This is a genomic window from Variovorax sp. GW822-FHT04A09 (assembly GCF_058801005.1).
The window spans coordinates 133,098-155,434 of record NZ_JBXAMV010000006.1; the positions used below are offsets into that span (position 1 = coordinate 133,098).

General features: G+C 70.9%; 19 protein-coding genes. 14 read left to right on the forward strand and 5 right to left on the reverse strand.

Features of this window, described 5'->3' with window-relative positions:
• Positions 1 to 56: 56 nt before the first annotated feature.
• The 4 genes from AC1RLW_RS26275 to AC1RLW_RS26290 are packed head-to-tail and all read right to left on the reverse strand — an operon-like array spanning position 57 to position 4,246.
• Positions 57 to 497 (reverse strand): hypothetical protein, encoded by a 441-nt coding sequence (locus AC1RLW_RS26275; RefSeq protein WP_062482724.1) that lies wholly within the window; start codon positions 495 to 497, stop codon positions 57 to 59.
• Positions 490 to 1,830 carry a phosphatase PAP2/dual specificity phosphatase family protein gene (locus tag AC1RLW_RS26280; RefSeq protein ID WP_493195655.1) on the reverse strand — a complete coding sequence of 447 codons (1,341 nt, stop codon included), beginning with the start codon at positions 1,828 to 1,830 and terminating at the stop codon, positions 490 to 492. The genes AC1RLW_RS26275 and AC1RLW_RS26280 overlap by 8 nt, the downstream gene beginning before the upstream one ends.
• The gene (locus AC1RLW_RS26285) at positions 1,827 to 3,593 is read right to left on the reverse strand and encodes a bifunctional alpha/beta hydrolase/class I SAM-dependent methyltransferase (protein ID WP_492730742.1); all 1,767 of its coding nucleotides are present in this window, start codon (positions 3,591 to 3,593) and stop codon (positions 1,827 to 1,829) included. Before AC1RLW_RS26285 ends, AC1RLW_RS26280 begins: the two co-directional genes overlap by 4 nt.
• A 38-nt stretch (positions 3,594 to 3,631) precedes the next feature.
• Positions 3,632 to 4,246, reverse strand: a complete 615-nt coding sequence (locus AC1RLW_RS26290) for a CDP-alcohol phosphatidyltransferase family protein (RefSeq protein ID WP_492730744.1) — start codon at positions 4,244 to 4,246, stop codon at positions 3,632 to 3,634.
• A gap of 168 nt (positions 4,247 to 4,414) precedes the next feature.
• Here AC1RLW_RS26290 and ruvB point away from each other — a divergent pair, with 168 nt between their 5' ends.
• Both ruvB and dmeF read left to right on the forward strand, forming a co-directional pair.
• Positions 4,415 to 5,479: a Holliday junction branch migration DNA helicase RuvB gene (gene ruvB / locus AC1RLW_RS26295; protein ID WP_062482092.1), complete on the forward strand. Its 1,065-nt coding sequence runs from the start codon at positions 4,415 to 4,417 to the stop codon at positions 5,477 to 5,479.
• A 10-nt stretch (positions 5,480 to 5,489) separates the two neighbouring features.
• On the forward strand, positions 5,490 to 6,446 hold the full coding sequence (dmeF, locus tag AC1RLW_RS26300) for a CDF family Co(II)/Ni(II) efflux transporter DmeF (RefSeq protein ID WP_493195656.1): 957 nt from the start codon (positions 5,490 to 5,492) through the stop codon (positions 6,444 to 6,446).
• A 40-nt stretch (positions 6,447 to 6,486) separates the two neighbouring features.
• On the opposite strand, the gene AC1RLW_RS26305 is transcribed toward dmeF, so the two are convergent.
• Positions 6,487 to 8,235, reverse strand: a complete 1,749-nt coding sequence (locus tag AC1RLW_RS26305; RefSeq protein ID WP_493195657.1) for a lysoplasmalogenase family protein — start codon at positions 8,233 to 8,235, stop codon at positions 6,487 to 6,489.
• A gap of 94 nt (positions 8,236 to 8,329) precedes the next feature.
• Between AC1RLW_RS26305 and AC1RLW_RS26310 the strand changes: the two genes are divergently transcribed.
• The 12 genes from AC1RLW_RS26310 to AC1RLW_RS26365 all read left to right on the forward strand — a co-directional run bounded on the left by AC1RLW_RS26310 (position 8,330) and on the right by AC1RLW_RS26365 (position 22,240).
• The gene (locus tag AC1RLW_RS26310; RefSeq protein ID WP_062482079.1) at positions 8,330 to 9,199 is read left to right on the forward strand and encodes a UDP-2,3-diacylglucosamine diphosphatase; all 870 of its coding nucleotides are present in this window, start codon (positions 8,330 to 8,332) and stop codon (positions 9,197 to 9,199) included.
• A 150-nt stretch (positions 9,200 to 9,349) separates the two neighbouring features.
• Positions 9,350 to 10,552, forward strand: a complete 1,203-nt coding sequence (locus AC1RLW_RS26315; RefSeq protein WP_493195658.1) for an acyl-CoA dehydrogenase family protein — start codon at positions 9,350 to 9,352, stop codon at positions 10,550 to 10,552.
• A 12-nt stretch (positions 10,553 to 10,564) separates the two neighbouring features.
• Positions 10,565 to 11,716, forward strand: a complete 1,152-nt coding sequence (locus AC1RLW_RS26320) for an acyl-CoA dehydrogenase family protein (protein ID WP_493195659.1) — start codon at positions 10,565 to 10,567, stop codon at positions 11,714 to 11,716.
• A gap of 4 nt (positions 11,717 to 11,720) precedes the next feature.
• Positions 11,721 to 13,235 carry an acetyl-CoA acetyltransferase gene (locus AC1RLW_RS26325; protein WP_493195660.1) on the forward strand — a complete coding sequence of 505 codons (1,515 nt, stop codon included), beginning with the start codon at positions 11,721 to 11,723 and terminating at the stop codon, positions 13,233 to 13,235.
• Entirely contained in the window at positions 13,232 to 14,011 is a 780-nt protein-coding gene (locus AC1RLW_RS26330; RefSeq protein WP_493195661.1) for an enoyl-CoA hydratase-related protein, read from the forward strand. Before AC1RLW_RS26325 ends, AC1RLW_RS26330 begins: the two co-directional genes overlap by 4 nt.
• 20 nt (positions 14,012 to 14,031) lie before the next feature.
• Entirely contained in the window at positions 14,032 to 14,862 is an 831-nt protein-coding gene (locus AC1RLW_RS26335; protein ID WP_493195662.1) for an enoyl-CoA hydratase/isomerase family protein, read from the forward strand.
• Positions 14,863 to 14,968: 106 nt separating this feature from the next.
• The gene (locus AC1RLW_RS26340) at positions 14,969 to 16,072 is read left to right on the forward strand and encodes a CaiB/BaiF CoA transferase family protein (RefSeq protein WP_062478197.1); all 1,104 of its coding nucleotides are present in this window, start codon (positions 14,969 to 14,971) and stop codon (positions 16,070 to 16,072) included.
• Between the two features lie 73 nt (positions 16,073 to 16,145).
• Entirely contained in the window at positions 16,146 to 17,729 is a 1,584-nt protein-coding gene (locus AC1RLW_RS26345; protein WP_493195663.1) for an acyl-CoA synthetase, read from the forward strand.
• 28 nt (positions 17,730 to 17,757) lie between these two features.
• Positions 17,758 to 19,317, forward strand: a complete 1,560-nt coding sequence (locus tag AC1RLW_RS26350) for a long-chain-fatty-acid--CoA ligase (protein ID WP_493195664.1) — start codon at positions 17,758 to 17,760, stop codon at positions 19,315 to 19,317.
• A 39-nt stretch (positions 19,318 to 19,356) separates the two neighbouring features.
• A complete protein-coding gene (locus tag AC1RLW_RS26355) occupies positions 19,357 to 20,508 on the forward strand; it encodes an acyl-CoA dehydrogenase family protein (RefSeq protein WP_489062587.1) in 1,152 nt (383 codons plus the stop codon).
• A gap of 5 nt (positions 20,509 to 20,513) precedes the next feature.
• A complete protein-coding gene (locus tag AC1RLW_RS26360) occupies positions 20,514 to 21,305 on the forward strand; it encodes an enoyl-CoA hydratase/isomerase family protein (RefSeq protein ID WP_493195783.1) in 792 nt (263 codons plus the stop codon).
• A gap of 41 nt (positions 21,306 to 21,346) precedes the next feature.
• Positions 21,347 to 22,240: an SDR family oxidoreductase gene (locus AC1RLW_RS26365; RefSeq protein ID WP_095746851.1), complete on the forward strand. Its 894-nt coding sequence runs from the start codon at positions 21,347 to 21,349 to the stop codon at positions 22,238 to 22,240.
• The last annotated feature ends 97 nt before the right edge of the window (positions 22,241 to 22,337 follow it).

Below are 22,337 nucleotides of genomic sequence, written 5' to 3' on the forward strand. Positions count from 1 at the left end.
GCTGTCGTTGTCGTCGCTGCTGCTGCTGTCGTTCTTGTTGTTGCCGTTGTCGTTGTTCAAGCGAGTTCCTGTGTCATGAGGGCGAGCAGGAAGAGCGCGTTCTGGCAGGCGATCACGATGGCGTGGCGCTGCATCAGTTGGCGGGTTCCCTGCACGCGGTCGGCGAGCGCGCGGGCGTTGGGCTGCGGCGGCGGGTCGCGCAGCCCGAGCACCGACAGGGCGTTGTCCATCGCGCCCAGCGAGGCGATCTGGCCGTTGGCCAGGCCTTCGAACAGCGCCTGGTCCAGCCGCAGCCGGAAGGCGAAGTAGCGTTCGAGCACGCCCAGCACCATCACCGCGGCAAAGGCCAGGATGGCGGTGTTCGAGAGCCCGCGCAGCGTGAGCGCCAGCACCAGGGCGGCGATGCAGGTGAGCGCGAAGCCCCAGAGGGCGAGCATGGCCGCCGCGCGCAGCAGGCCGGCCAGGGTGGTGCAGGTGGCGCGTTCGTTGTCAGTCATGGCGGGCAGGTGTTCCAAGGGGTTCGAGTGCGGTACGCCAGGCGGCGTGCAGCACGATCTGCGGGCGGGCGCGGCGCACGGCGTCTTCGGCCTGCGCCAGGCCGTGGTCGCGGCCCAGCCAGGCGATCACGGCGGCGGCGCTGCGCGAGAAGCCCAGCGCGCAGCAGACCCACACGGCCGAGCCGTCGGCCGCCGCGGCACGGCGCTGGCCTTCGATGACGGCCGCGGCGCGGCGCAGGCGCACGGGCGGCGGCACCACGAGGTCGAGCAGCGGCACGCAGCGCGCACGGGCGGGCGGCACGCCGGCCGGCAGTTGCAGCTCGGCGCACAGGCTCACGAGCCGGGGCTGGCCGGCGGCGAGCCATTCGGCCTGCGTGGGGCGACGGCCCAGGCGCAGGCCGGGCACCACCTCGACCGAGGCCGGCAGCTTGCGCGTCCAGAGCCACACATTGAAGGCCGCGGCCAGGCGGTAGGGCGCGAACAGCCAGCGCGCCGCCCAGCCCATGCGGCCGTGGCCGTCCATCTGGAAGCCGCGCGCGCCGAAGCCGAGGTAGTTGAGCGCCACCAGCGCGAGCGCCGCCGCCGGCCACGCCAGCCACAGCGCCACGCCGCCGGTCGCCAGCGCCGCGAACAGGCACAGCGCCGCGCCCACGGCGTAGAAGCCCGCGAGCTTCAGCCGCTGCGGATCGCGCGCCAGGCGCCACGCGCGCAGCATCGACACCCGGCGTGCCATCGGCCACAGCCACACGCAGAAGATGCCCAGCAGCGCGCCGGTCGGGATGTCGATGAAGTGGTGCTGCCAGGTCGTGAGCACCGAGGCGCAGATCGCGAAGGCCCACACATGCAGCACGAGCCGCGCCCACAGCGGCCGGATGAAGCGCCGGTACCAGTCCCACAGGATCACGGCCAGCGCGATGTGCAGCGAGGGCGCCTGGTTGTAGGGCTGGTCGAAGCCGCGCAGCGCGTTGAACAGAAAGGCCGGCGCGCCCTCCACCGGCGGCTGGCCGAAGCTGAAGTGCAGCGGCCAGAGGATGAAGCAGGTGCAGGCGATGAGCGTGGCGCTCACCAGCCGCAGCGCATGCCGGTCGAGCGTGTGGCGGTCGCGCGCCAGGAACAGCGACAGCGCGTAGAAGACGTTGATGGTCCAGTACGGAAAGATCGTCCAGGCCCAGAAGGGCACCTGCCGTTCCCAGTCGAAGGCCATCGAGGGCACGCTGGCGCGCGTGGTGGCCCACCAGTTGGCGAAGCCGTAGGTCGCGTAGAACAGCGGCCCCAGCAGCACCAGCCACGCGGCGGCGCGTTTCCACGGCCGGGGCGCGCGCCGGGCGGTCATTGCGCGACGCGCACCGCCAGCGACACCGTGAAGATGCCCCACTCGTCCACCCGTTGGTCGATCTTGCGGAAGCCCGCCTCTTCGACCAGCTGGTCCATCTCGGCCTGCGTGCGCCGGCGCATCACCCAGGCTTCGCCCTGGCGGTGGCTGGTGAGCGCGCGGGCGATCATTTCGAGCTGCGGGTGCCAGGGCTGGCCGGTGTAGACCAGGTAGCCCCGGTCTTCCACCGCGTCGCCCACGCCCGCGAGCGAGCGGCGCACCATCTCGTTGTCGGGGAACAGCTCGTACAGGCCCGACACCACGGCCAGCGTGGGCCGCGGCGTCACGCTCGCCAGGCTGATGCGATCGAAGGCGTCGGCCTGCACGAACTGGGCGACGTCTTCCAGGCCCTTCTCGGCGATCAGGGCCGTGCCGTCGCGCACGTTGATGTCGCTGTAGTCGCGCAGCAGGATCGAGCTGGCCTTCACCGGGCTGGCCAGCACCGCGTCGAGCACGTAGCGGCCGTGGCCGGCGGCGATGTCCATGAGCCGCACCTCGCGGTGCATCTCGACCAGCCGCTCCATCGCGATGCGCAGCAGCTCCTCGACGTGGATCTTGCGCTGGCGGATGCCGCGCCAGCCGATGGAGTCGAGGTAGGTGCGGTCGACCGAGCGGCCCAGCGCGCCCTTGCCCTGCGGCTGGTTGCGGTAGACGTAGTCGAGCGTGCTGCCCGAGTCGAAGCCGGTGGCGTGGCCCAGCGCGATGCCGCTGGACAGCGCGCCGCCCACACGCAGCCCGCCGCGCGTGATCGCCCAGTAGGCGCCGCGCGGCGACAGCGGCGAGAGCGGTTCGGCCAGCGCGCGCGACTCGTCGGCCGTGTTGCCGCGCAGGTGCGCCTCGCGCAGGTCGACCGGCACGGCCGGCTCGTCGAAGCGCTGCAGGATGAATTCGCGGATCGACGCCACCGCGGGCGCCCGGTCTTTCTCGCCCAGCGTGTCGTGAAAGAAGCCCGGCAGCACCGTCTTCGTCTTCACGGCGCTGCCCAGCCGCTCGAAGAACTGGTGCTGCGGCTTGTGGTGCACCACCCAGTCGGCGCCCGAGATGAGCAGCTGCACCGGCAGCGTGATCGCGTTGGCGTCGGCCACCACGCGGTCGGCCGCCTCGTACAGGCCCAGCAGGATGTTGACGGCGATCGGGCGCGAGATCAGCGGGTCGTTCTTGTAGCTCTCGATGCGCGCGGGGTCGTGGGTGAGGAATTTCGGCTTCACGTAGCTGTTCACGAAGAACAGCCCGCGCAGCTTGTGCATGAGCGCCAGCCCCGGCCGCGCGAACGGCACGTAGAGCTTGACCTTGAAGGCCGGCGAGGCCAGCGTGAGGCCGCGCACCTTGGGGGCGTAGTCGTGCGCCCAGGTGGCGATCAGCACCGCGCCCACGCTCTGCGCCACCACGTGGATGTCGTGCTCGGGCACGCCGTGGGCGGCGGCGATGTGCTGCACGAAGGTCTGCACGTCGCGCACCGAGGTGCCGAAGCTGGGGCTGTAGCCGCGCTGGCCCGGCGAGAGGCCGTGGCCGCGCGCGTCCCAGGCGAAGAAGTCGAAGTCGGGCAGGTTCAGCTCGTCCACCAGGTGCGCCATGCGCGCGCCGTGCTCGTGGCCGCGGTGGAACAGCAGCACGGCGCCGCGCCGCGCGGCGCCCGTGGCCGGCCAGTAGCGGTAGAACAGCGATTCGCCGTCGTGCGTGCGGAAGTGGTGCTCGGCGGCGACGCGGGGTGTGGAAAGGGTCATGAAGAAGGGTCTTCTTTATTTATTTGTATGGGGGTGTTTCAGGCGGCGGGCGCTTCGGCTTCGGCCAGGGCGCGGCGGATGCGGTTGACGACCGTCCAGGCCACCAGCGCGGCCACAAGCGGCATCAGCAGGGCGGTCCAGCCCGGCAGCGGCCCGCCGAGGGCGACATACAACCCGAGTGCGCCGAACACGAAGGCCCGGTCGCTCTTGCCCATCGGCCCGTCGTAGCGGCGCGAGGCGCCCACCGTCGGGCCCAGCGCGCCGGCGAATTCGCTCAGCCCGGCCAGCACGATGACCGTGCCGACCCAGAACGGCGCGAACGGCGCCACCAGCGCGAAAGGCAGGTAGAGCGCGGCGTCGGAGACCACGTCGGTGAGTTCGTTGAGGAAGGCGCCCAGCCGGCTTTGCTGGTGGTGTTCGCGCGCCAGCATGCCGTCGATGGCGTTGAAGGCCATGCGCAGGAACATCCAGGCGGGGATCAGGCCGAAGGCCGCCAGCGAGGGCGCGGCGAAGAACAGCCAGAGCCCGAGCCCGACCGACACCGCGCAGGCCGCCAGCGTCACCTGGTTGGCCGTCACGCCCATCGCATGCAGCCGGACCACGAGCGGTCGCAGCAAGGCCTGGAAACGCGGTTTCAGTTCGTAGATGGACACGTTCTGACTTCCCTCTCTTGTTATGTTCTGCAGGCATTCTGCCAGTGTGAAACATGGCCCCCACGCTCGGCACTTCGCGCTCTCGCGGCCCCCCGAGGGGGCGCTCGCTCGCTGGGGGCGGCCCGGCGCAGCGCTCGGACTAAACTTGCCCCCGAAGACCCACCCCCAATGACCATCCAGACCGACGATTTCGCCCCCGCCCCGCAACGCGTGGTGTCCGCCGCCCCCGCCTCGCCCAACGAGGAGGCGATCGAGCGGGCCCTGCGGCCCAAGCTGCTCGACGAGTACGTCGGCCAGGCCAAGGTGCGCGAGCAGCTCGAGATCTTCATCGGCGCGGCGCGCAAGCGCAAAGAGGCGCTCGACCACGTGCTGCTGTTCGGCCCGCCGGGTCTGGGCAAGACCACGCTGTCGCACATCATCGCGGCCGAGCTGGGCGTCAACCTGCGCCAGACCTCGGGCCCCGTGCTCGAAAAGCCCAAGGACCTGGCGGCGCTGCTGACCAACCTCGAGCCCAACGACGTGCTCTTCATCGACGAGATCCACCGCCTGAGCCCGGTCGTCGAGGAAATCCTGTACCCCGCGCTGGAGGACTACCAGATCGACATCATGATCGGCGAGGGTCCCGCGGCGCGCAGCATCAAGCTCGACCTGCAGCCCTTCACGCTGGTGGGCGCCACCACCCGCGCCGGCATGCTGACCAACCCGCTGCGCGACCGCTTCGGCATCGTGGCGCGGCTGGAGTTCTACACGCCCGAAGAACTGGCGCTCATCGTGCGCCGCAGCGCGGGCCTGCTCAAGGTCGAGACCGACGCCGCCGGCGGCTTCGAGATCGCGCGCCGTTCGCGCGGCACGCCCCGCATCGCCAACCGCCTGCTGCGCCGCGTGCGCGACTACGCCGAGGTCAAGGGCAACGGCCGCATCACCGAAGACATCGCGCACAAGGCGCTGGCCATGCTCGACGTCGACCCGCAGGGCTTCGACCTCATGGACCGCAAGCTGCTCGAGGCCGTCATCCACCGCTTCGACGGCGGCCCGGTCGGCCTGGACAACGTGGCCGCCAGCATCGGCGAAGAGCGCGACACCATCGAGGACGTGATCGAGCCTTACCTCATCCAGCAGGGCTACCTGCAACGCACGCCGCGCGGGCGCATCGCCACGCTCGCGGCCTACCGCCACCTGGGCGTGGTGCCGCCCTCGGGCCGCGCCGACGGCCCGGACCTTTTCGGCGCCTGAAGAGAATCCCATGCACACCCACGACCTGAGCGCCTGGCAGCACGACCATCATTTCGGCGCCGGCAACGCCGCCGCCGAACGCAGCACCCGCCTCGTGATGTGGATCACCGCCGCCATGATGGTGGTCGAGATCGGCGCTGGCTGGTGGTTCAACTCCATGGCGCTTTTGGCCGACGGCTGGCACATGAGCTCGCACGCGCTGGCCATCGGCCTGAGCGCCTTTGCCTACGCCGCCGCGCGGCGCTACGCCCGCGACCCGCGCTTTGCCTTCGGCACCTGGAAGATCGAGGTGCTCGGCGGCTTCGCGAGCGCGCTGCTGCTGCTCGGCGTCGCCGCGCTCATGGTGGTCGGTTCGCTGGAGCGGCTGTGGTCGCCCGTGGCCATCCACTACCCCGAAGCCATCTCGATCGCGGTGCTGGGCCTGGTGGTGAACCTGGTCTGCGCGCGGCTCTTGGGGCATTCGCATGACCATCACGGCCATGACCACGGGCACGGCCATGACCACCACGGTCACGACCACGCGCATGGCCACGACCTGAACCTGCGCTCCGCCTACCTGCATGTGGTGGCCGACGCCGCCACCTCGGTGCTCGCCATCGCGGCGTTGCTGGGCGGCTGGTTCTACGGCTGGTCCTGGCTCGACCCGGCCATGGGCATCGTCGGCGCCGTGCTCGTCGCCGTCTGGGCCAAGGGCCTGCTGAAGGAAACCGGCAAGGTCCTGCTCGACCGCGAGATGGACCACCCCGTCACCGCCGAAATCCGCGAAGGCGTCGAGACGATGCTGGCCGACTCCGAAACCCGCGTGGCCGACCTGCACGTCTGGCGCGTCGGCCGCGATGCGTACGCCTGCGCGCTCACGGTGGTGACGCATTCGGCCACGCTCACGGCGGACCAGGTGCGGGCGTGCTTCTCGATGCACGAGGAGATCCGGCACTCGACGGTGGAGATTCAGCGCTGCGCTGACTAGGTCGAGGGCCTGCTCCTTCCCCTGCGGGGACGGGAGAAAGTCAGGCCGTCGGCCGCCGGACGTGCCGCACGATCAGCATCTGCGCCGTGTAGTACGTCGCCAGCACCCACAGCGACGCCAGCGGCAGCGGCGACACGAAGCGGTTGATCGCCAGCAGCGCGTCGCTCAGCATGAAGAAGCAGGCGCCCACCGCCACCCACAGCGCGGCCGGGTCGCTGGAACGCAGCACTGCCGCACGCCCGATGGCCTGCGCCGCCATGCAGGCGATCACCACCACATAGAACCCGACCGGAATGCGCAGCGCCACCGGCAGGCCGCCCTGCCACAGGAAGGCGTACATGCCCGCACCGATCAGCAAGGTGGCCGCCAGCGCGCGGGGCCGCGGAAACAGCCCGACGCCGATGCGGAACAGCGCGATGTACGCCAGGTGCGCGAGCAGGAAGCACACGAGCCCGGGCACGAAGAGGTTCGCCGACCCCATGAGCAGCACGTCGCCTGCGAGCGAGAAGACCAGGCCGGCCAGCAGCAGCGCATCGAAGCGCGCGATGCCGCCGGGCTGGCGTTGCGCGCGGCGGGCCGCGAAGGCGATCGCGATAGCCAGCGCCAATGGCTTGAAGAGGAGGTGCAGCCAGCCGATGCCCAAGGCCGCGCTCGCCGTGGCCAGCGCGGCGGCCTCGACCAGCAGCACCTCGGTGACCGACAGCCGGCCCTGCAGCACCGCGCCCACGGCCCACAGCCCGGCCGTGAGCGCGGCCAGCCAGACGGCGGCCTGCGGCAGCGGCACGGCGTCGGAGTACCAGAGGAACACCGTCACGCCGGCCAGCAGCGCGAGGAACTGCAGGCCCGCGAACCACTGCACGCCCTGGCTCACCACGGGCTCGTAGCGCGTGACTTTCGCGATGTCGAAGGCGGGCTTCGGGTAGCGCGCCGCCACGTCGTCGGGGCGCCAGCCGGGCGGCTTGAACCACACGCGCAGCTTGTCGGACCAGCGGCGCGCATGCCATGAATCCCTGGCGAGCGCCCAGTAGACCTCGGCGTTGGCCCACAGCGGGTCCCAGCTTTTCAGCTCGCCGCGCGTGCCGTACACGCAGCGCTCGTCCTCCTCGCGGAAGGTGCCGAAGAGGCGGTCCCACACGATCAGCACGCCGCCGTAGTTGCGGTCCAGATACGTGTCGTTCACCGCGTGGTGCACGCGGTGGTTCGAGGGCGAGCAGAACCAGCGGTCGAACCAGCCGAGCTTGCCGACCTGTTCGGTGTGGACCCAGAACTGGTAGAGCAGGTCGATGAGCGCCACCACCACGAACACCAGCGGCGGCACGCCGGCCACGGCCATCGGCAAATAGAAGATCCAGCCCAGCAGCGCACCGCTCGAGGTCTGGCGCAGCGCGGTCGACAGGTTGTAGTGCTGGCTCTGGTGGTGCACCACGTGCGCGGCCCACAGCACGGCCGACTCGTGGCCCATGCGGTGCAGCCAGTAGTAGCAGAAGTCGTAGAACACCAGCGCCAGCAGCCAGCCGTACCAGGTGGTCCAGAACTCGCGCGCCGCCTCTTGCGGAAAGAGCGCCACCGCCGAATACACGGCCGTGTAGATGCCGATGCGCAAAAGCCCCGTGAGCACCGCGCTGATCTGGCTCAGCATGCCCAGCCCGATGCTGTTCACGGCGTCGGCCAGGCGGTAGGTGTCCTGCCCGGTGCCGCGCCGGGCGCGCGCGCGGCCGACCGCGAACTCGATCGCGATCAGCAGAAAGAACACAGGGGACACGAGAACGATGATCTGGCCAGAGCGCATCGTCCGATTGTGGCGTTGCCCCGGTGCCACGCGTCACCGGGATGTCACGGAGTCGCCATCGTGCGGTCACGCGCGGCTGCGAACCTGCCGGACCATGCAACGCGACGACGCTTTCCTTCGCGCCTGGCGCGACACCGCGATCCAGCCTCCCGAGCCGGAGGACGACGATGCGGCGCGTCCGGCGCTGCGCTATCGCACCCTCTGGATCTCCGACCTGCACCTGGGCACGCCCGGCTGCCAGGCGCGGGCACTGCTCGACTTCCTCAAGCACACCGAGTGCGAGACCCTGTTCCTGGTCGGCGACATCATCGACGGCTGGCAGCTCAAGCGCCACTGGTACTGGCCGCAGGCGCACAACGACGTGATCCAGAAGCTGCTGCGCAAGGCGCGCAAGGGCACGCGCGTGATCTTCATTCCGGGCAACCACGACGAGTTCGCCCGCAAGTACCTGAACCACAACTTCGGCGGCATCGACGTGGCCGACGAGTGGATTCACGAGACCGCCGACGGTCGCAAGCTGTGGATCATCCACGGCGACCTGTTCGACGGCGTGATCCAGTGCGCCAAGTGGCTCGCCTACGTGGGCGACTCGCTCTACGAGTTCACGCTCAAGCTCAACCGGCACCTCAACTCGCTGCGCGCGCGCATGGGGCTGCCGTACTGGTCGCTCTCGAAGTACCTCAAGGGCAAGGTCAAGCGCGCCGTGAGCTACGTGGGCGACTTCGAGAACGCCGTGGCCCGCGAGGCCCGCAACCGCGGCGCGCAGGGCGTGGTGTGCGGCCACATCCACCACGCCGAAATGCGCGATATCGACGGCATCCTGTACTGCAACGACGGCGACTGGGTGGAAAGCCTCACGGCGCTGGCCGAGCATGCAGACGGCACGCTCGAGATCATCGACTGGGCGCAGCACATGCCCGTCGGGACGCAAGCGGTGCCGGCGCGCGAAGCGGTCGCGGCCTGAACGTCCGGCCCTGCACGGGCCCCGACGCAAGAACTGAAGAAAAAAGCGCTCACCGCCGCGGTGGGGCGCCCACGTTCGTCCGATCCGACGATGCCGCGCCGGCCCGCGCGCCGCACACTTGCCGGGTGTGAACCCCTGTGAGACAACACCATGGCCTGGACCCTCAGCGCGGCGGAGACCGCGTTTCGCGACGAGGTTCGCGACTTTCTCGCGCGCGAGCTGACGCTTGAGCTGCGTGCCGCAGGGCGCCGCTGCTCCGGCATCTTCACCGACTACGCCGACGGCAACCGCTGGCACCGCGTGCTGGCCCGGCGCGGCTGGAGCGTGCCGCACTGGCCGGTGGAACACGGCGGCACCGGCTGGACGCCGATGCAGCACTACCTCTTCGCGAGCGAGCTGGCCGCGGCCGACGCGCCGCCGCGCGCGCCCATGGGCCCCGGCATGGTCGCGCCGGTGATCATCGCCTTCGGCACCGAGGCGCAGAAGCAGGCCTGGCTGCCGGGCATCCGCTCGGGCGAGGACTACTGGTGCCAGGGCTATTCCGAGCCGCAGTCGGGCTCCGACCTGGCCTCGCTGCAATGCAAGGCGGTGCGTGACGGCGACGACTACGTCATCAACGGCACCAAGATCTGGACCACCCACGCGCAGTACGCCAACCGCATGTTCTGCCTTGTGCGCACGGCCTCGGGCGGCAAGGCGCAGCAGGGCATCAGCTTCCTGTGCTTCGACATCCCCCAGGCCGGCCTGACCATCCGACCGATCATCAGCATCTCGGGCGACCACGAACTCAACCAGGTGTTCTTCGACGACGTGCGCGTGCCCGCCAGCGGCCTCATCGGCGAGGAGAACCAGGGCTGGACGGTGGCCAAGTACCTGCTGCAGCACGAGCGCGGCGGGGCCTGGGCGCCGATGCTGCGCGCGCGCCTGCGCCGGCTGCGCGCCGCGGCCGACAGTGCCTTCACCGCCGCGGGCGACACCGCCGCCGACGAGGCGCGCGAGATGGCGCTGCGCCTGGCCGAGATGGACTGCGCCATCGACGCGGTCGAGGCCACCGAGCTGCAGTCGCTGCGCGCCCAGGCCCGCGGCGAGCCGCACGGCATCCGGCCCTCGATGGGCAAGGTGATGGGCTCCGAGCTGCGCCAGCGCCTGACGGAACTCGGTGTGGAGATTGCCGCCCACTACGCGGCGGCCGACCTGCCGCTGGACGACAGCCTGCAGGGCGCGCTGGCCGTGCCCGAGGAGGCGGTGTTCTCGATGTCGGCCTACCTGAACGACCGCGCCGCGTCGATCTACGCGGGCTCCAACGAAGTGCAGCGCAACATCATCGCGGCCCAGTTGCTGCAATCCCGCTGAGGCCCGCTTGCCATGACCACCCTCACCGACCAAGACGACACCCTCGCGATGCTGCGCGACAGCCTCGCGCGCTACCTCGATGATCAGCACGGCTTCGAGCAGCGACTGCAGGCGCTGGCCGCCGCCGACGATGCACCGCCGCCGTTCTGGCAAGGCCTGGCAAGTGACCTGGGCCTGCTGGGCGCGGCCCTGCCCGAATCGCAGGGCGGACTGGGCCTCGGCCTGGCCGCGCACCTCGCGCTGCTGCCCACGCTGGGCGGTGCGCTCGCGGCCGAGCCGTATCTTTCGACACTGGTGATCGGCGCCGGTTTGCTGCAGCGCCACCCGGGCGCGATGGCCGATGCGCTGCTCGCGCGCGTCGTCGCGGGGCAGGCCGTGCTGGCCTTCGCGCACGACGAGCCGCACAGCCGCCATGCCCGCGACGACGTGCGCACGACGCTCGTGCGCGAGGCCGACGGCCGGCTGCGGCTCGACGGCCGCAAGGCCGTGGTGCAGGCCGCGCCGTGGGCCAGCCATCTCATCGTCACGGCGCGCAGCGACAAGGGCTTGTCGTTGCTGGTCGTGCCCAAGGACACGCCCGGCGTGCGGCTGCGTGCCTACCGCACGCGCGACGGCGGCCGCGCGGCCGACATCGCCTTCGACGCGGTGCGCCTGAACGCCGATGCCTTGCTCGGCGAGGAAGGCGCAGCGCTGCCGCAGATCGAACAGGCGCTCGACGAAGCCACGCTCGCGGTCTGCGCCGAGTCCATCGGCATCCTGCGCCGGCTGATGCGCGACACGCTCGACTACGTGCGCCAGCGCAAGCAGTTCGGCGTGCCGATCTCCAGCTTCCAGGTGCTGCAGCACCGGCTGGCCGACATGCACATGGCGCTCGAGCAGGCCGACGCGCTCACCGCCAGCGTGGGCGAGGCGCTGGCCGCGGGCGCCGACGCGGCCTCGCGCGCACGCGCCGTGTCCTCCGCCAAGGTCGCGGTCGCCAAGGCCTGCCGCGCCGTGGGGCAGGGCGCGGTGCAGCTGCACGGCGGCATGGGTATGACCGAAGAACTCGCCGTCGGCCACTACGTGCGCCGCGCCACCCTCATCGAAGGCCAATTCGGCCCGCCCGCGTGGCACCTGCGCCGCGTGGCGCAACTTCAGCAACAACAACCCCTCTCACAGCACTAACCCCATGACAGCACTGGACGACCGCACGCCGGTCATCGTCGGCGTCGGCGAGATCACGCACCGCACCAAGGAGGCCGCCGAAGGCCTCGAACCCATCGAGCTGATGGCGCGCGCCATGCGCGCCGCCGCACAGGACAGCGGCGCCGCCGCGCTGCTGGCCGGCCTCGATTCGCTCGACGTCGTCTGCGAGTACTCGTGGCCCTACACCGACGCGCCCGCGCTGCTCAACGCGCGGCTGGGCTGCAACCCGGCGCGCAGCGTCTACGGCGTCACCGGGGGCGAAGCGCCGGTGCGCTACATCCACGAAGCCGCGCTGCGCATCGCGCGCGGCGAGAGCAAAGTGGCCGCCATCACCGGCGCCGAAGCGCGCTACACGGTGGACGCCGCCGCCAAGCTCGGCATTCCGCTGGCCTGGACCCCGCGCGACGACAGCGTGAAGCTGGTGCGCGGCACCGACATCTGCCACCCGGTGGCGATCCAGCTCGGCGCGGCCATGCCGACCACCATCTACCCGTTCTACGAGAACGCCGCGCTCGCCCACTGGGGTCAGACGCCGCGCCAGGCGCAGGACGAGTCGTCGCGCCTGTGGGCGCGCTACTCCGAGGTGGCCGCCGCCAACCCCTATGCCTGGCTGCGCAAGCCCTTCACGCCCGAAGACATCGCGCGCGTCGACGCGGCCAACCGCCTCATCGCCTGGCCGTACACCAAGCACATGGTGGCCAATCCGCTGGTCAACATGGGCGCGGCCGTGCTGCTCACCAGCGTGGGCCATGCGCGCGCACTCGGCATTCCCGAAGACCGCTGGGTCTACGTGTGGGACGGCGCCGCCGCGCGCGAACCGCGCGACTACCTGCAGCGCGACCAGTACCACCGCTCGCACGCGCAGGACCTGGTGATGGAAACCGTGCTCGCGCAGGTCGGCGGCGACGCCTCGGCCTTCGAGATGCTGGAGCTGTACAGCTGCTTCCCCATCGTGCCCAAGATGGCGCGCCGCACGCTGGGCCTGGCGCCCGAGGCGCGCATGACCTCCACCGGCGGCCTGAGCTTCTTCGGCGCGCCGCTCAACGACTACATGACGCACGCCGCCGCCGGCCTGGTGCGCGCGCTGCGCGCCGCGCCGAAGGGCAAGGCCGCGCTGCTCTACGGGCAGGGCGAGTACGTCACCAAGCACCACGCGCTGGTGCTGGGCTCCAGCCCGCCGCCGCAAGGGCTTCCGAAGCCCGACTACGACGTGCAGGCTGCCGCCGATGCGCGGCGCGGCCCGGTGCCGCCGCTGGTGCTGCAGTACGCGGGCGCCGCCACGCTGGAGACCTTCACCGTGGTCTACGGCCGCGACGGCCAGCCTTCGCAGGGCATCGTGATCGCACGCACGCCGGCCGGTGAACGGCTCATGGCGCGCGTCGAGGCCACGGATGCGGCTTCGCTGAAGGTGCTGACCGACCTCGACCGCAGCCCTGTCGGCTGCGGCGGCATGGTGACGGCTGGTGCGGACGATCTTTTGAACTGGAGCGTGTCATGAGCGCAGTGACTGTCGAACGTCTGCCGGGCCACGTCGCCCTCGTCACCATCGACCGCCCCGAGGCGCGCAACGCCGTCAACGGCGACGTGGCGTCGGGCCTCGAAGCCGCCGTCGATGCCACCGAGGCCGACGACGACATCCGCGCCGTGGTGCTCACCGGCGCCGGCCGCGAGGCCTTCTGCGCGGGCGCCGACCTGAAGGAAGTGTCGGCCGGGCGCGGCAGCGCGTTGCGCACCGAGCGCGGCGGCTTCGCGGGCTTCGTGTACCGCGAGCGCAGCAAGCCGTGGATCGCCGCCGTCAACGGCAAGGCGCTGGCCGGCGGCACCGAGCTCGTGCTGGCCTGCGACCTCGTCGTGGCCGTGCGGCAGGCCGCCTTCGGTCTGCCCGAGGTGCTGCGCGGGCTGATCGCCGCAGCGGGCGGGCTGTACCGGCTGCCGCGCGCCATTCCGCCGAACATCGCGCTCGAGCTGATCCTCACGGCCGGCCAGCTCGATGCCGAGCGCGCGCACGGCTTCGGCCTCGTCAACCGCCTCGTGCCCGACGTCGAGGGGCTGCGCGAAGCCGCGCTGGCGCTGGCCGCCGAGATCGCGCGCAACGGCCCGGTGGCAGTGCGGCAGAGCCTGCGCGTGGCGCGCGAGGCGAACAGCGGACTCGACGAAGCCGCACTGCGCGCCCTCACGCGCGACGCCTTCGAACGCGTGGCCGCGAGCGAAGACTTCAAGGAAGGCCCGCGCGCCTTCATCGAAAAACGCGCGCCGCGCTGGACCGGTCGCTGAACGCCGAGAAAGAGACCGCCATGCCCGACAGCGAAGCAGACGACGACATCCTCATCGACCGCAGCCGCGCAGGCATCGCACTGCTCACGCTGAACCGCCCGGCGCGCCTCAACGCGCTGAGCCAGCCCACCGTGCGGCGCCTGTGCGCCGCGCTCGACGCATTGGCACAGGACGACAGCGTGCGCGTTCTGGTGCTCACCGGCGCCGGGCGCGGCTTCTGCGCCGGCTGGGACCTCACGACGCCGCTCACGCGCCGCGACGACCAGCCGCTCGACGGCGAGCCCTCGGTGGCCGACCTGATGGCGGGGCAGGAGCTGTTCGCCGGCATGGTGCGGCGGCTGCGCGCGCTCGACAAGGTGGTGATCGCCGCCGTCAACGGCGTGGCCGTGGGCGCGGGCTTTGCGCTCACGCTGGGCGCCGACATCCGCGTGGCCGCGCGCTCCGCGTCGTTCCATGTGGGCGCGGTGCGCATCGGCCTCACGGCCGGCGAGTGCGGCATCAGCTACCACCTGCCGCGCCTGGTGGGCGCCTCGCGCGCCTTCGAACTCATGCTCACGGGCCGCCCCGTGCCGGCCGACGAAGCGGAGCGCATCGGCCTGGTCGCCGCGCTGGTGGACGACGAGGCCCTGCTGCCGCGCGCGCTCGCCCTGGCCGCCGACGTGCTGCGCAACAGCCCCTACGCCACGCGCCACACCAAGCAGCTCATGTGGGCCAACCTCGAGGCGCCGAGCCTCGACGCCGCGCTCGAGGTGGAGAACCGCGCCCAGGTGCTGGCGCTCAAGACAGCCGATTTCCGCGAGGCCGCCGCCGCCTTCGCGGCCAAGCGCGCGCCCGTCTTCACGGGGCGCTGAACGGTCTTTCCGCGCTTTCGTCGCTTCCGACGATGCGACGCCGGCGCCCGCGCGCCAAGATGCCTTCACACAACAGGCCGCCGGGTGCGCGCCAGAGGAGACACACATGGCAGGACCCCTGAAAGGACTTCGGGTCGTCGAGATGGCCGGCATCGGCCCCGGCCCCTTTTGCGCGATGCTGTTCGCCGACATGGGCGCGGAGGTGCTGCGCATCGCGCGCCCCGGCACGCGGCGCGACCCCCACGACATCCTGGCGCGCGGGCGCAGCACCTGGGAGGTCGACCTGCGCGCCCCCGACGCCGCCGCGCCGGTGCTCGACGCCATCGCGCGCGCCGACATCCTCATCGAGGGCTTCCGCCCCGGCGTGATGGAGCGCCTGGGCCTGGGCCCGGCTGAATGCCTGGCGCGCAACCCGCGCCTGGTCTATGGCCGCATGACCGGCTGGGGCCAGCACGGCCCGCTGGCGCACGCGGCCGGCCACGACATCAACTACATCGCCATCAGCGGCGCGCTGCACGCCATCGGCCGCTCGGGCGAGGCGCCCGTGCCGCCGCTGAACTACGTGGGCGACTTCGGCGGCGGCGCCATGCTGCTGGCCTTCGGCCTGCTGGCCGCGCTGCACGAGGTCAAGGCCTCGGGCCAGGGCCAGGTGGTCGACGCCGCCATGACCGACGGCGCCGCCCTGCTGTCGGCCATGATGTACGGCTTCAAGTCGGCCGGCCAGTGGAGCAACCAGCGCGGCGAGAACCTGCTCGACGGCGGCGCCCACTTCTACGACACCTACGCCTGCGCCGACGGCAAGTACGTGGCCATCGGTTCCATCGAGCCGCAGTTCTACGCCCTGCTGCGCGAGCGCTGCGGCCTGGTCGACGACCCGGCCTTCGACGCCCAGATGGACGCCGACCGCTGGCCGCTGCTCAAGCTGCGCCTGGCCGACGTGTTCCGCACCCGCACGCGCGACGAGTGGTGCGTGCTGCTCGAAGGCAGCGACGCCTGCTTCGCGCCCGTGCTCGACTGGGACGAGGCCCCGCAGCACCCGCACAACGTGGCGCGCGGCACCTTCGCGACCGTGGGCGGCGTGGTGCAGCCCGCGCCCGCGCCGCGCTTCAGCCGCACCGCGCCGGTCGTGCCGCCGGCCGTGTCGCCCGACGACGGGCCCGCGCTGCTGAAGCGCTGGGGCGCGGCAGCGCCCGTGGCCGAAGCCCGCTGACGTCCTTGTGTCCCGGGCATGCGCGTTCGCGCATGCATGGCATTTCCGCACCGCACCGACAGGAGCCTTGTCCATGCCCACCACGCCACCGCCGCTGTACCTCACGCAGGCCCTGCACCGCGCCATGCAGTGCAGCCCGCGCGCCGTCGCCACCGTGTTCCAGGGCCGCACGCGCACGTACGGCGAACTCGGCGAGCGCGTCGCGCGCCTGGCGGGCGGGCTGCGCCGCCTGGGCGTGCAGCCCGGCGACCGCGTGGGCGTGCTCGCGCTCAACGCCGACCGCACGCTGGAGTACTACCTGGCCGTGTGGTGGGCCGGCGGCGTGGTCAACCCGGTCAACACGCGCTGGAGCGTGGCCGAGATGGCGCACTCGCTCGACGACTGCGCGACGCACATCCTGTTCGTGGACGACCAGTTCCTGGCGACGGCGGACGCGCTGCGCACCGCCGCGCGCGCCGTCACCACCTGGGTCTACATGGGCGAGCGCCAGGCGCCCACCGGCATGACCGATTACGAAGCGCTGGTCCGCGAGAGCGCGCCCGTGCCCGACGCGCTGCGCGGCGGCGACGACCTGGCCGGCGTGTTCTACACCGGCGGTACCACCGGCCGGCCCAAGGGCGTGATGCTCAGCCACGCGGCGCTGGTGATCAACGCGCAGGTGTCGATGCTCGGCGCCTTCTTCGACGACAGCGCGCGGCTGTTGCAGGTGGCGCCGCTCTTTCACCTGGCGGGGCTGTCGTTCCTGCTGCGCGGCGTGCTCATGGGCTGCGCGCAGATCATCCTGCCGGGCTTCTCGGTGGACGGCATGCTCGCCGCCATCGAGCGCGACCGCGCCACCAACCTCATGGCCGTGCCCGCGATGCTGCAGATGCTGGTGGACGACCCGCGCACCGCGCAGGCCGACCTGTCGAGCGTGCGCTTCGTCGGCTACGGCGCCTCGCCCATCACCGAGGCGCTGCTGGAGCGCGCCTTCGCCACCTTCCCGCAGGCCGAGTTCGCGCAGGGCTACGGCATGACCGAGCTGTCGGCCGGCGTGAGCTACCTCACGCGCCACTACCACTCGCCCGAAGGCCGCAAGCTCGGCAAGCTGGCCTCGGCCGGGCAGGCGCTCTCGGGCATCGACCTGCGCGTGTGCGACGGCGACGGCCGCGAGGTGCCGCGCGGCACCGTCGGCGAGCTCACGGTGCGCAGCCCGTGCGTGATGCAGGGCTACTGGAACCTGCCCGAGCAGACGGCCGCCGCGTTGCAGGGCGGCTGGATGCACACCGGCGACGCCGCCCGCATGGACGACGACGGCTTCGTCTTCATCGTCGACCGCTACAAGGACATGATCGTGAGCGGCGGCGAGAACATCTACTGCGCCGAGGTCGAGGGCGCGCTCGCGCGCCACCCCGCCGTGGCCGCCGCCGCCGTCATCGGCGTGCCCGACGAGCGCTGGGGCGAGGCCGTGCATGCGGTGGTGGTGCGCAAGCCCAACACCGATGCCGAAGCGGATGCCGACGCGCTCATCGCCCATTGCCGCGAACTGATCGCCGGCTACAAGTGCCCGCGCAGCGTCGCGTTCGTCGACGCGCTGCCGATCTCGGGCGCCGGCAAGGTCATGAAGTACCGCCTGCGCGAGCCGCACTGGGCCGGCCACGCACGCCGGGTTGCCTGACGAAAAAAACCACCAAGGAGACGACACCATGTTCCTCACCCAGCCCCTGCACAAGGGCCGCCGCGAGAAGGCCCGCGAGACCGCCGTGGTCTGCGGCAACCACCGCCTGGACTTCGCGACCCTCACCGACCGCGTGGCGCGCCTGGGCGCCGTGCTGCAGCAGCTCGGCATGGCGCGCGGCGACCGCGTCGGCATGATGAGCCTCAACTCGCACCGCTTCGTCGAGTTCTTCTTCGGCACCTGGTGGGGCGGCGGCGTCATCAACCCGGTGAACATCCGCTGGAACCCGAAGGAGGTCGCCTACTCGCTGGACGACTGCGACACGCGCATCCTGCTGGTGGACGACCTGTTCGCGCCCATGGCCGGCGAGCTGCGCAAGCTCTCGACCTCGCTGCGCACCGTGGTGTACTGCGGCGACGGCCCCGTGCCCGAGGGCATGGTCGGCTACGAGGCGCTGCTGGCCGGCGCGCAGCCCATCGACGACGCGCCGCACAGCGCCGACGAGCTGGCCGCCATCATGTACACCGGCGGCACCACCGGCCGGCCCAAGGGCGTGATGCTCACGCACGGCAGCCTCTACATCAACGCGCTGAGTTCGGTGGCCGCCGTGCCGCGCGAGACGCGCAACGCCGCCGTGGTCATCGCCGTGCCCATGTTCCACGTGGCCGGCTGCGGGCTGTCGCTGCAGAGCATCCTGCGGCTGGTGCCGCAGCACGTGGTGCCGATGTTCGACGAGGTGGCGATCCTGCAGGCCATCCAGGCCGCGCGCGCCACCGAGATGTTCCTGGTGCCCACCATGATCAAGCGCGTGATCGAGCATCCGCGCTTTGCCGAGTTCGACCTGTCGAGCCTGCAGATGCTTCTGTACGGCGCCGCGCCCATCGACGTGGCGCTGCTCGAGCAGGCCATGGCCGCGCTGCCCGCCACGAGCTTCTCGCAGGCCTACGGCATGACCGAGCTGTCGCCCACCGTGGCCGTGCTGATGCCGCACTTCCACCTGCCCGGGCCCGACCGCAACCGCCTGCTGCGCGCGGCCGGCACGCCGGTGCCCGTGGCCGAGATCCGCATCGTCGACGGCGAGGACAACGAGTTGCCCCCCGGCCAGGTCGGCGAGATCGTCGCGCGCGGCCCGATGGTCATGAAGGGCTACTGGAACAAGCCCGCCGAGACCGAGGCGGCGCTGCGCGGCGGCTGGATGCACACCGGCGACGGCGGCTACATGGACGAGCACGGCCTGCTGTTCGTGGTCGACCGCATGAAGGACATGATCGTGAGCGGCGGCGAGAACGTGTACTCGGCCGAGGTCGAGAACGCCATCGCCCAGATGCCGCAGGTGCTGATGTCCGCCGTCATCGGCGTGCCCGATGACAAGTGGGGCGAGCGCGTGCATGCCGTGATCGTGCTGCGCGAAGGCATGCCGCTCACGGCCGACGACGTCATCGCCCATTGCCGCGACCAGATCGCCAACTACAAGTGCCCGCGCAGCGTGGAGTTCCGCGATGCGCTGCCGCTGTCGGCGGCGGGCAAGCTGCAGAAGTTCCAGCTGCGCGAACCCTTCTGGGCCGGCAAGGAACGCCGCGTCGGCTGAACCCCATTCCCCTCATTTCAAGACACTGAAGGACACCCCATGCCCATCGATTTCCGCCGCTCGTGGAGCGACGAAGAACTGGAGCTGTACCGCGACAACGTCGTGCGTTTCGTCGAGACCGAAGTCGTGCCCCACGACGAAGAGGCGCGCAAGCGCGGCCACGTCGGCCACGAGGTCTGGCGCAAGGCCGGCGCGCTCGGCCTGCTGTGTTCCGACATCCCCGAGGCCTACGGCGGCGCGGGCGGCGACTTCCGCCACGAGGCCGTGTTCTACGAAGAGAAGGCGCGCCGCGCGCTGAGCGGCATGGCCAGTTCGGTGCACACCATCGTGGCGCACTACTTTTTGAACCACGGCACCGAGGAACAGAAGCAACGCTACCTGCCGCGCATGGCGCGCGGCGAGCTGGTCGGTGCCATCGCCATGACCGAGCCTGGCGCCGGCTCCGACCTGCAGGGCGTGCGCACGCGCGCCGAGAAGCAGCCCGACGGCAGCTACCGCATCCGCGGCTCCAAGACCTTCATCACCAACGGCTTTCTTGCGGGCGTGGTGCTGGTCGTGGCCAAGACCGACCCGACGCAGGGCGCCAAGGGCACCTCGATCCTCATCGTGGAGACCGAGGGCTGCGAGGGCTACCGCGTGGGCCGCGTGCTCGACAAGATCGGCATGAAGGCGCAGGACACCTCGGAGCTCTTCTTCGACGACGTGCATGTGCCGGCCGACGCGCTGCTCGGCGGCCAGGAAGGGCAGGGCTTCTTCCAGCTCATGAGCGACCTGCCGTACGAGCGCACCATCATCGGCGTGAACGCGCTGGCCACCATGGAAGGCGCCTACCAGGCCACGCTCGACTACGTGCGCGACCGCAAGGCCTTCGGCAAGCCGATCGCCGACTTCCAGAACACCAAGTTCAAGCTGGCCGAGATCGCCACGCAGATCAAGGTCGGCCGCGCCTTCATCGACCGCTGCGTGGAAGACCTCGTGGCCGGCAAGCTCGACACCGCCACCGCCTCCATGGCCAAGCTCTGGGGCTCCGAGACGCAGGGCCGCGTGGTCGACGAATGCCTGCAGCTGTTCGGCGGCTACGGCTTCATGACCGAGTACATGGTGGCGCGCATGTACGCCGACGGGCGCGTGCAGCGCATCTACGGCGGCACGAACGAGATCATGAAAGAAGTGATCTCGCGCGCGCTGTGAAAATCATGAATGAGGTGCTGCAGGTCGAGCGGCGCGGCGAGGTCGCCTGGCTCACGCTGAACCGTCCCGAGCGCCTGAACGCGCTCGACCCGGTGCTGGTGCGCGCGCTGCGCGAGTACTTCGAAGGCCTGAACGCACGCAGCCCCGAGCGCGTGGTCGTGCTGCAGGGCGCGGGCCGCGCCTTCTGTGCCGGGCTCGACCTGAAGGAACAGTTGGGCGGCGAAGACCTCGGCGTGGCCGACATGCTCGAACAGCAGAAGGGCATCCGCGACATCATGCTGGCCATGCGGCGCTGCCCGCAGCCCATCGTCAGCGTGGTGCAGGGCGCGGCCAGCGGCGGCGGCTTTGCGCTCGCGCTGGCGTCCGATGTGCGCCTGGCCACGCCCGACGCGCGCATGAACGCCGCCTTCATCCGCATCGGCCTGTCGGCCTGCGACGTGGGCGTGAGCTACTTCCTGCCGCGCATGGTCGGCAGCTCGGTCGCGGCCGAGTACATGCTCACCGGCCGGTTCATGGACGCGCAGCGCGCCTACGCACTGGGCCTCGTGAGCCGCGTCGATGCGCTGCCCGCATTGCAGGCCGAGGCGCAGGCGCTGGCCGACGACATGCTCCATGCCACGCCCGTGGCGCTGCGCCTGACCAAGGAGGCGCTGGGCATTGCCGTGGACGCCGGCAGCATGGAAGCGGTGATTGCCATGGAAGACCGCAACCAGGTGCTGTGCACCCAGACCCGCGATTTCCGCGAAGGCATGACCGCCTTCCTCGAGAAGCGCGCGCCCGTCTACACGGGGCGCTGAGCTTCATCCCGAATTTCAACGGACCGCACACAAGGATTTTCATGACCCTCGACGACCTGATGTTCAAGCCCGGCCTGCTGGCCGGCCGCCGCTACCTCGTGACCGGCGGCGGCAGCGGCCTGGGCCGCGTGATGAGCGAGGCGCTGCTGCTGCTCGGCGCCCACGTCTACATCTGCGGGCGCCGCGCGCCCGTGCTCGAAGAAACCGCGGCCGAGCTGATGCACCTGCACGGCGGGCGCGTGACGCCCAAGACCTGCGACATCCGCCACGACACGCAGATCACCGAGATGCTCGATGAAATCTGGGCCGACGGCGGAGCGCTCGACGGCCTCGTCAACAACGCCGCGGGCAACTTCGTGAGCCGCACCGAAGACCTGTCGCCGCGCGCCTTCGATGCCATCTCGAGCATCGTCTTTCGCGGCAGCTTCTGCATGACGCTCGAATGCGGCAAGCGCTGGCTCGCCGAAGGCAAGGCCGCGTCGGTGCTGTCGATCCTCACCACCTGGGTGTGGAACGGCTCGCCCTTCACCGTGCCCTCGGCCATGTCGAAGGCCGGGCTGCATGCCATGACGCAATCGCTTGCGGTCGAGTGGGCCGGGCGCGGCATCCGCTTCAACGCCATCGCGCCGGGCCTGTTCCCTACCGAGGGCATGAGCGCGCGCCTGAACCCCGGCGGCGGCGAGCACAAGGCCGAGCGCAACCCGATGGAGCGCAACGGCCGCATGCCCGAGCTGGCCAACCTCGCGGCCTACCTGCTCGGCCCGGGCTCGGAGTACGTCAACGGCCAGACCATCGCCATCGACGGCGCGCAGTTCCAGGCCACGGGCGGGAATTTCTCGCGCATGTCGCAGTGGCAGGACGAGGACTGGAAACGCGCGCGCGAACACATCGCGGGGCGCGACGCGCAGGACAAGCGGCAGCGGCTGGCGGCCTGAAAGCGCCGCAACCTAGGGAAAAACTCCAGCGTCAGGATTCCAAAGTATCGGAACAAGCACCGACGAGATCACAAAGAACGACCCCTCTTTCCAGAAT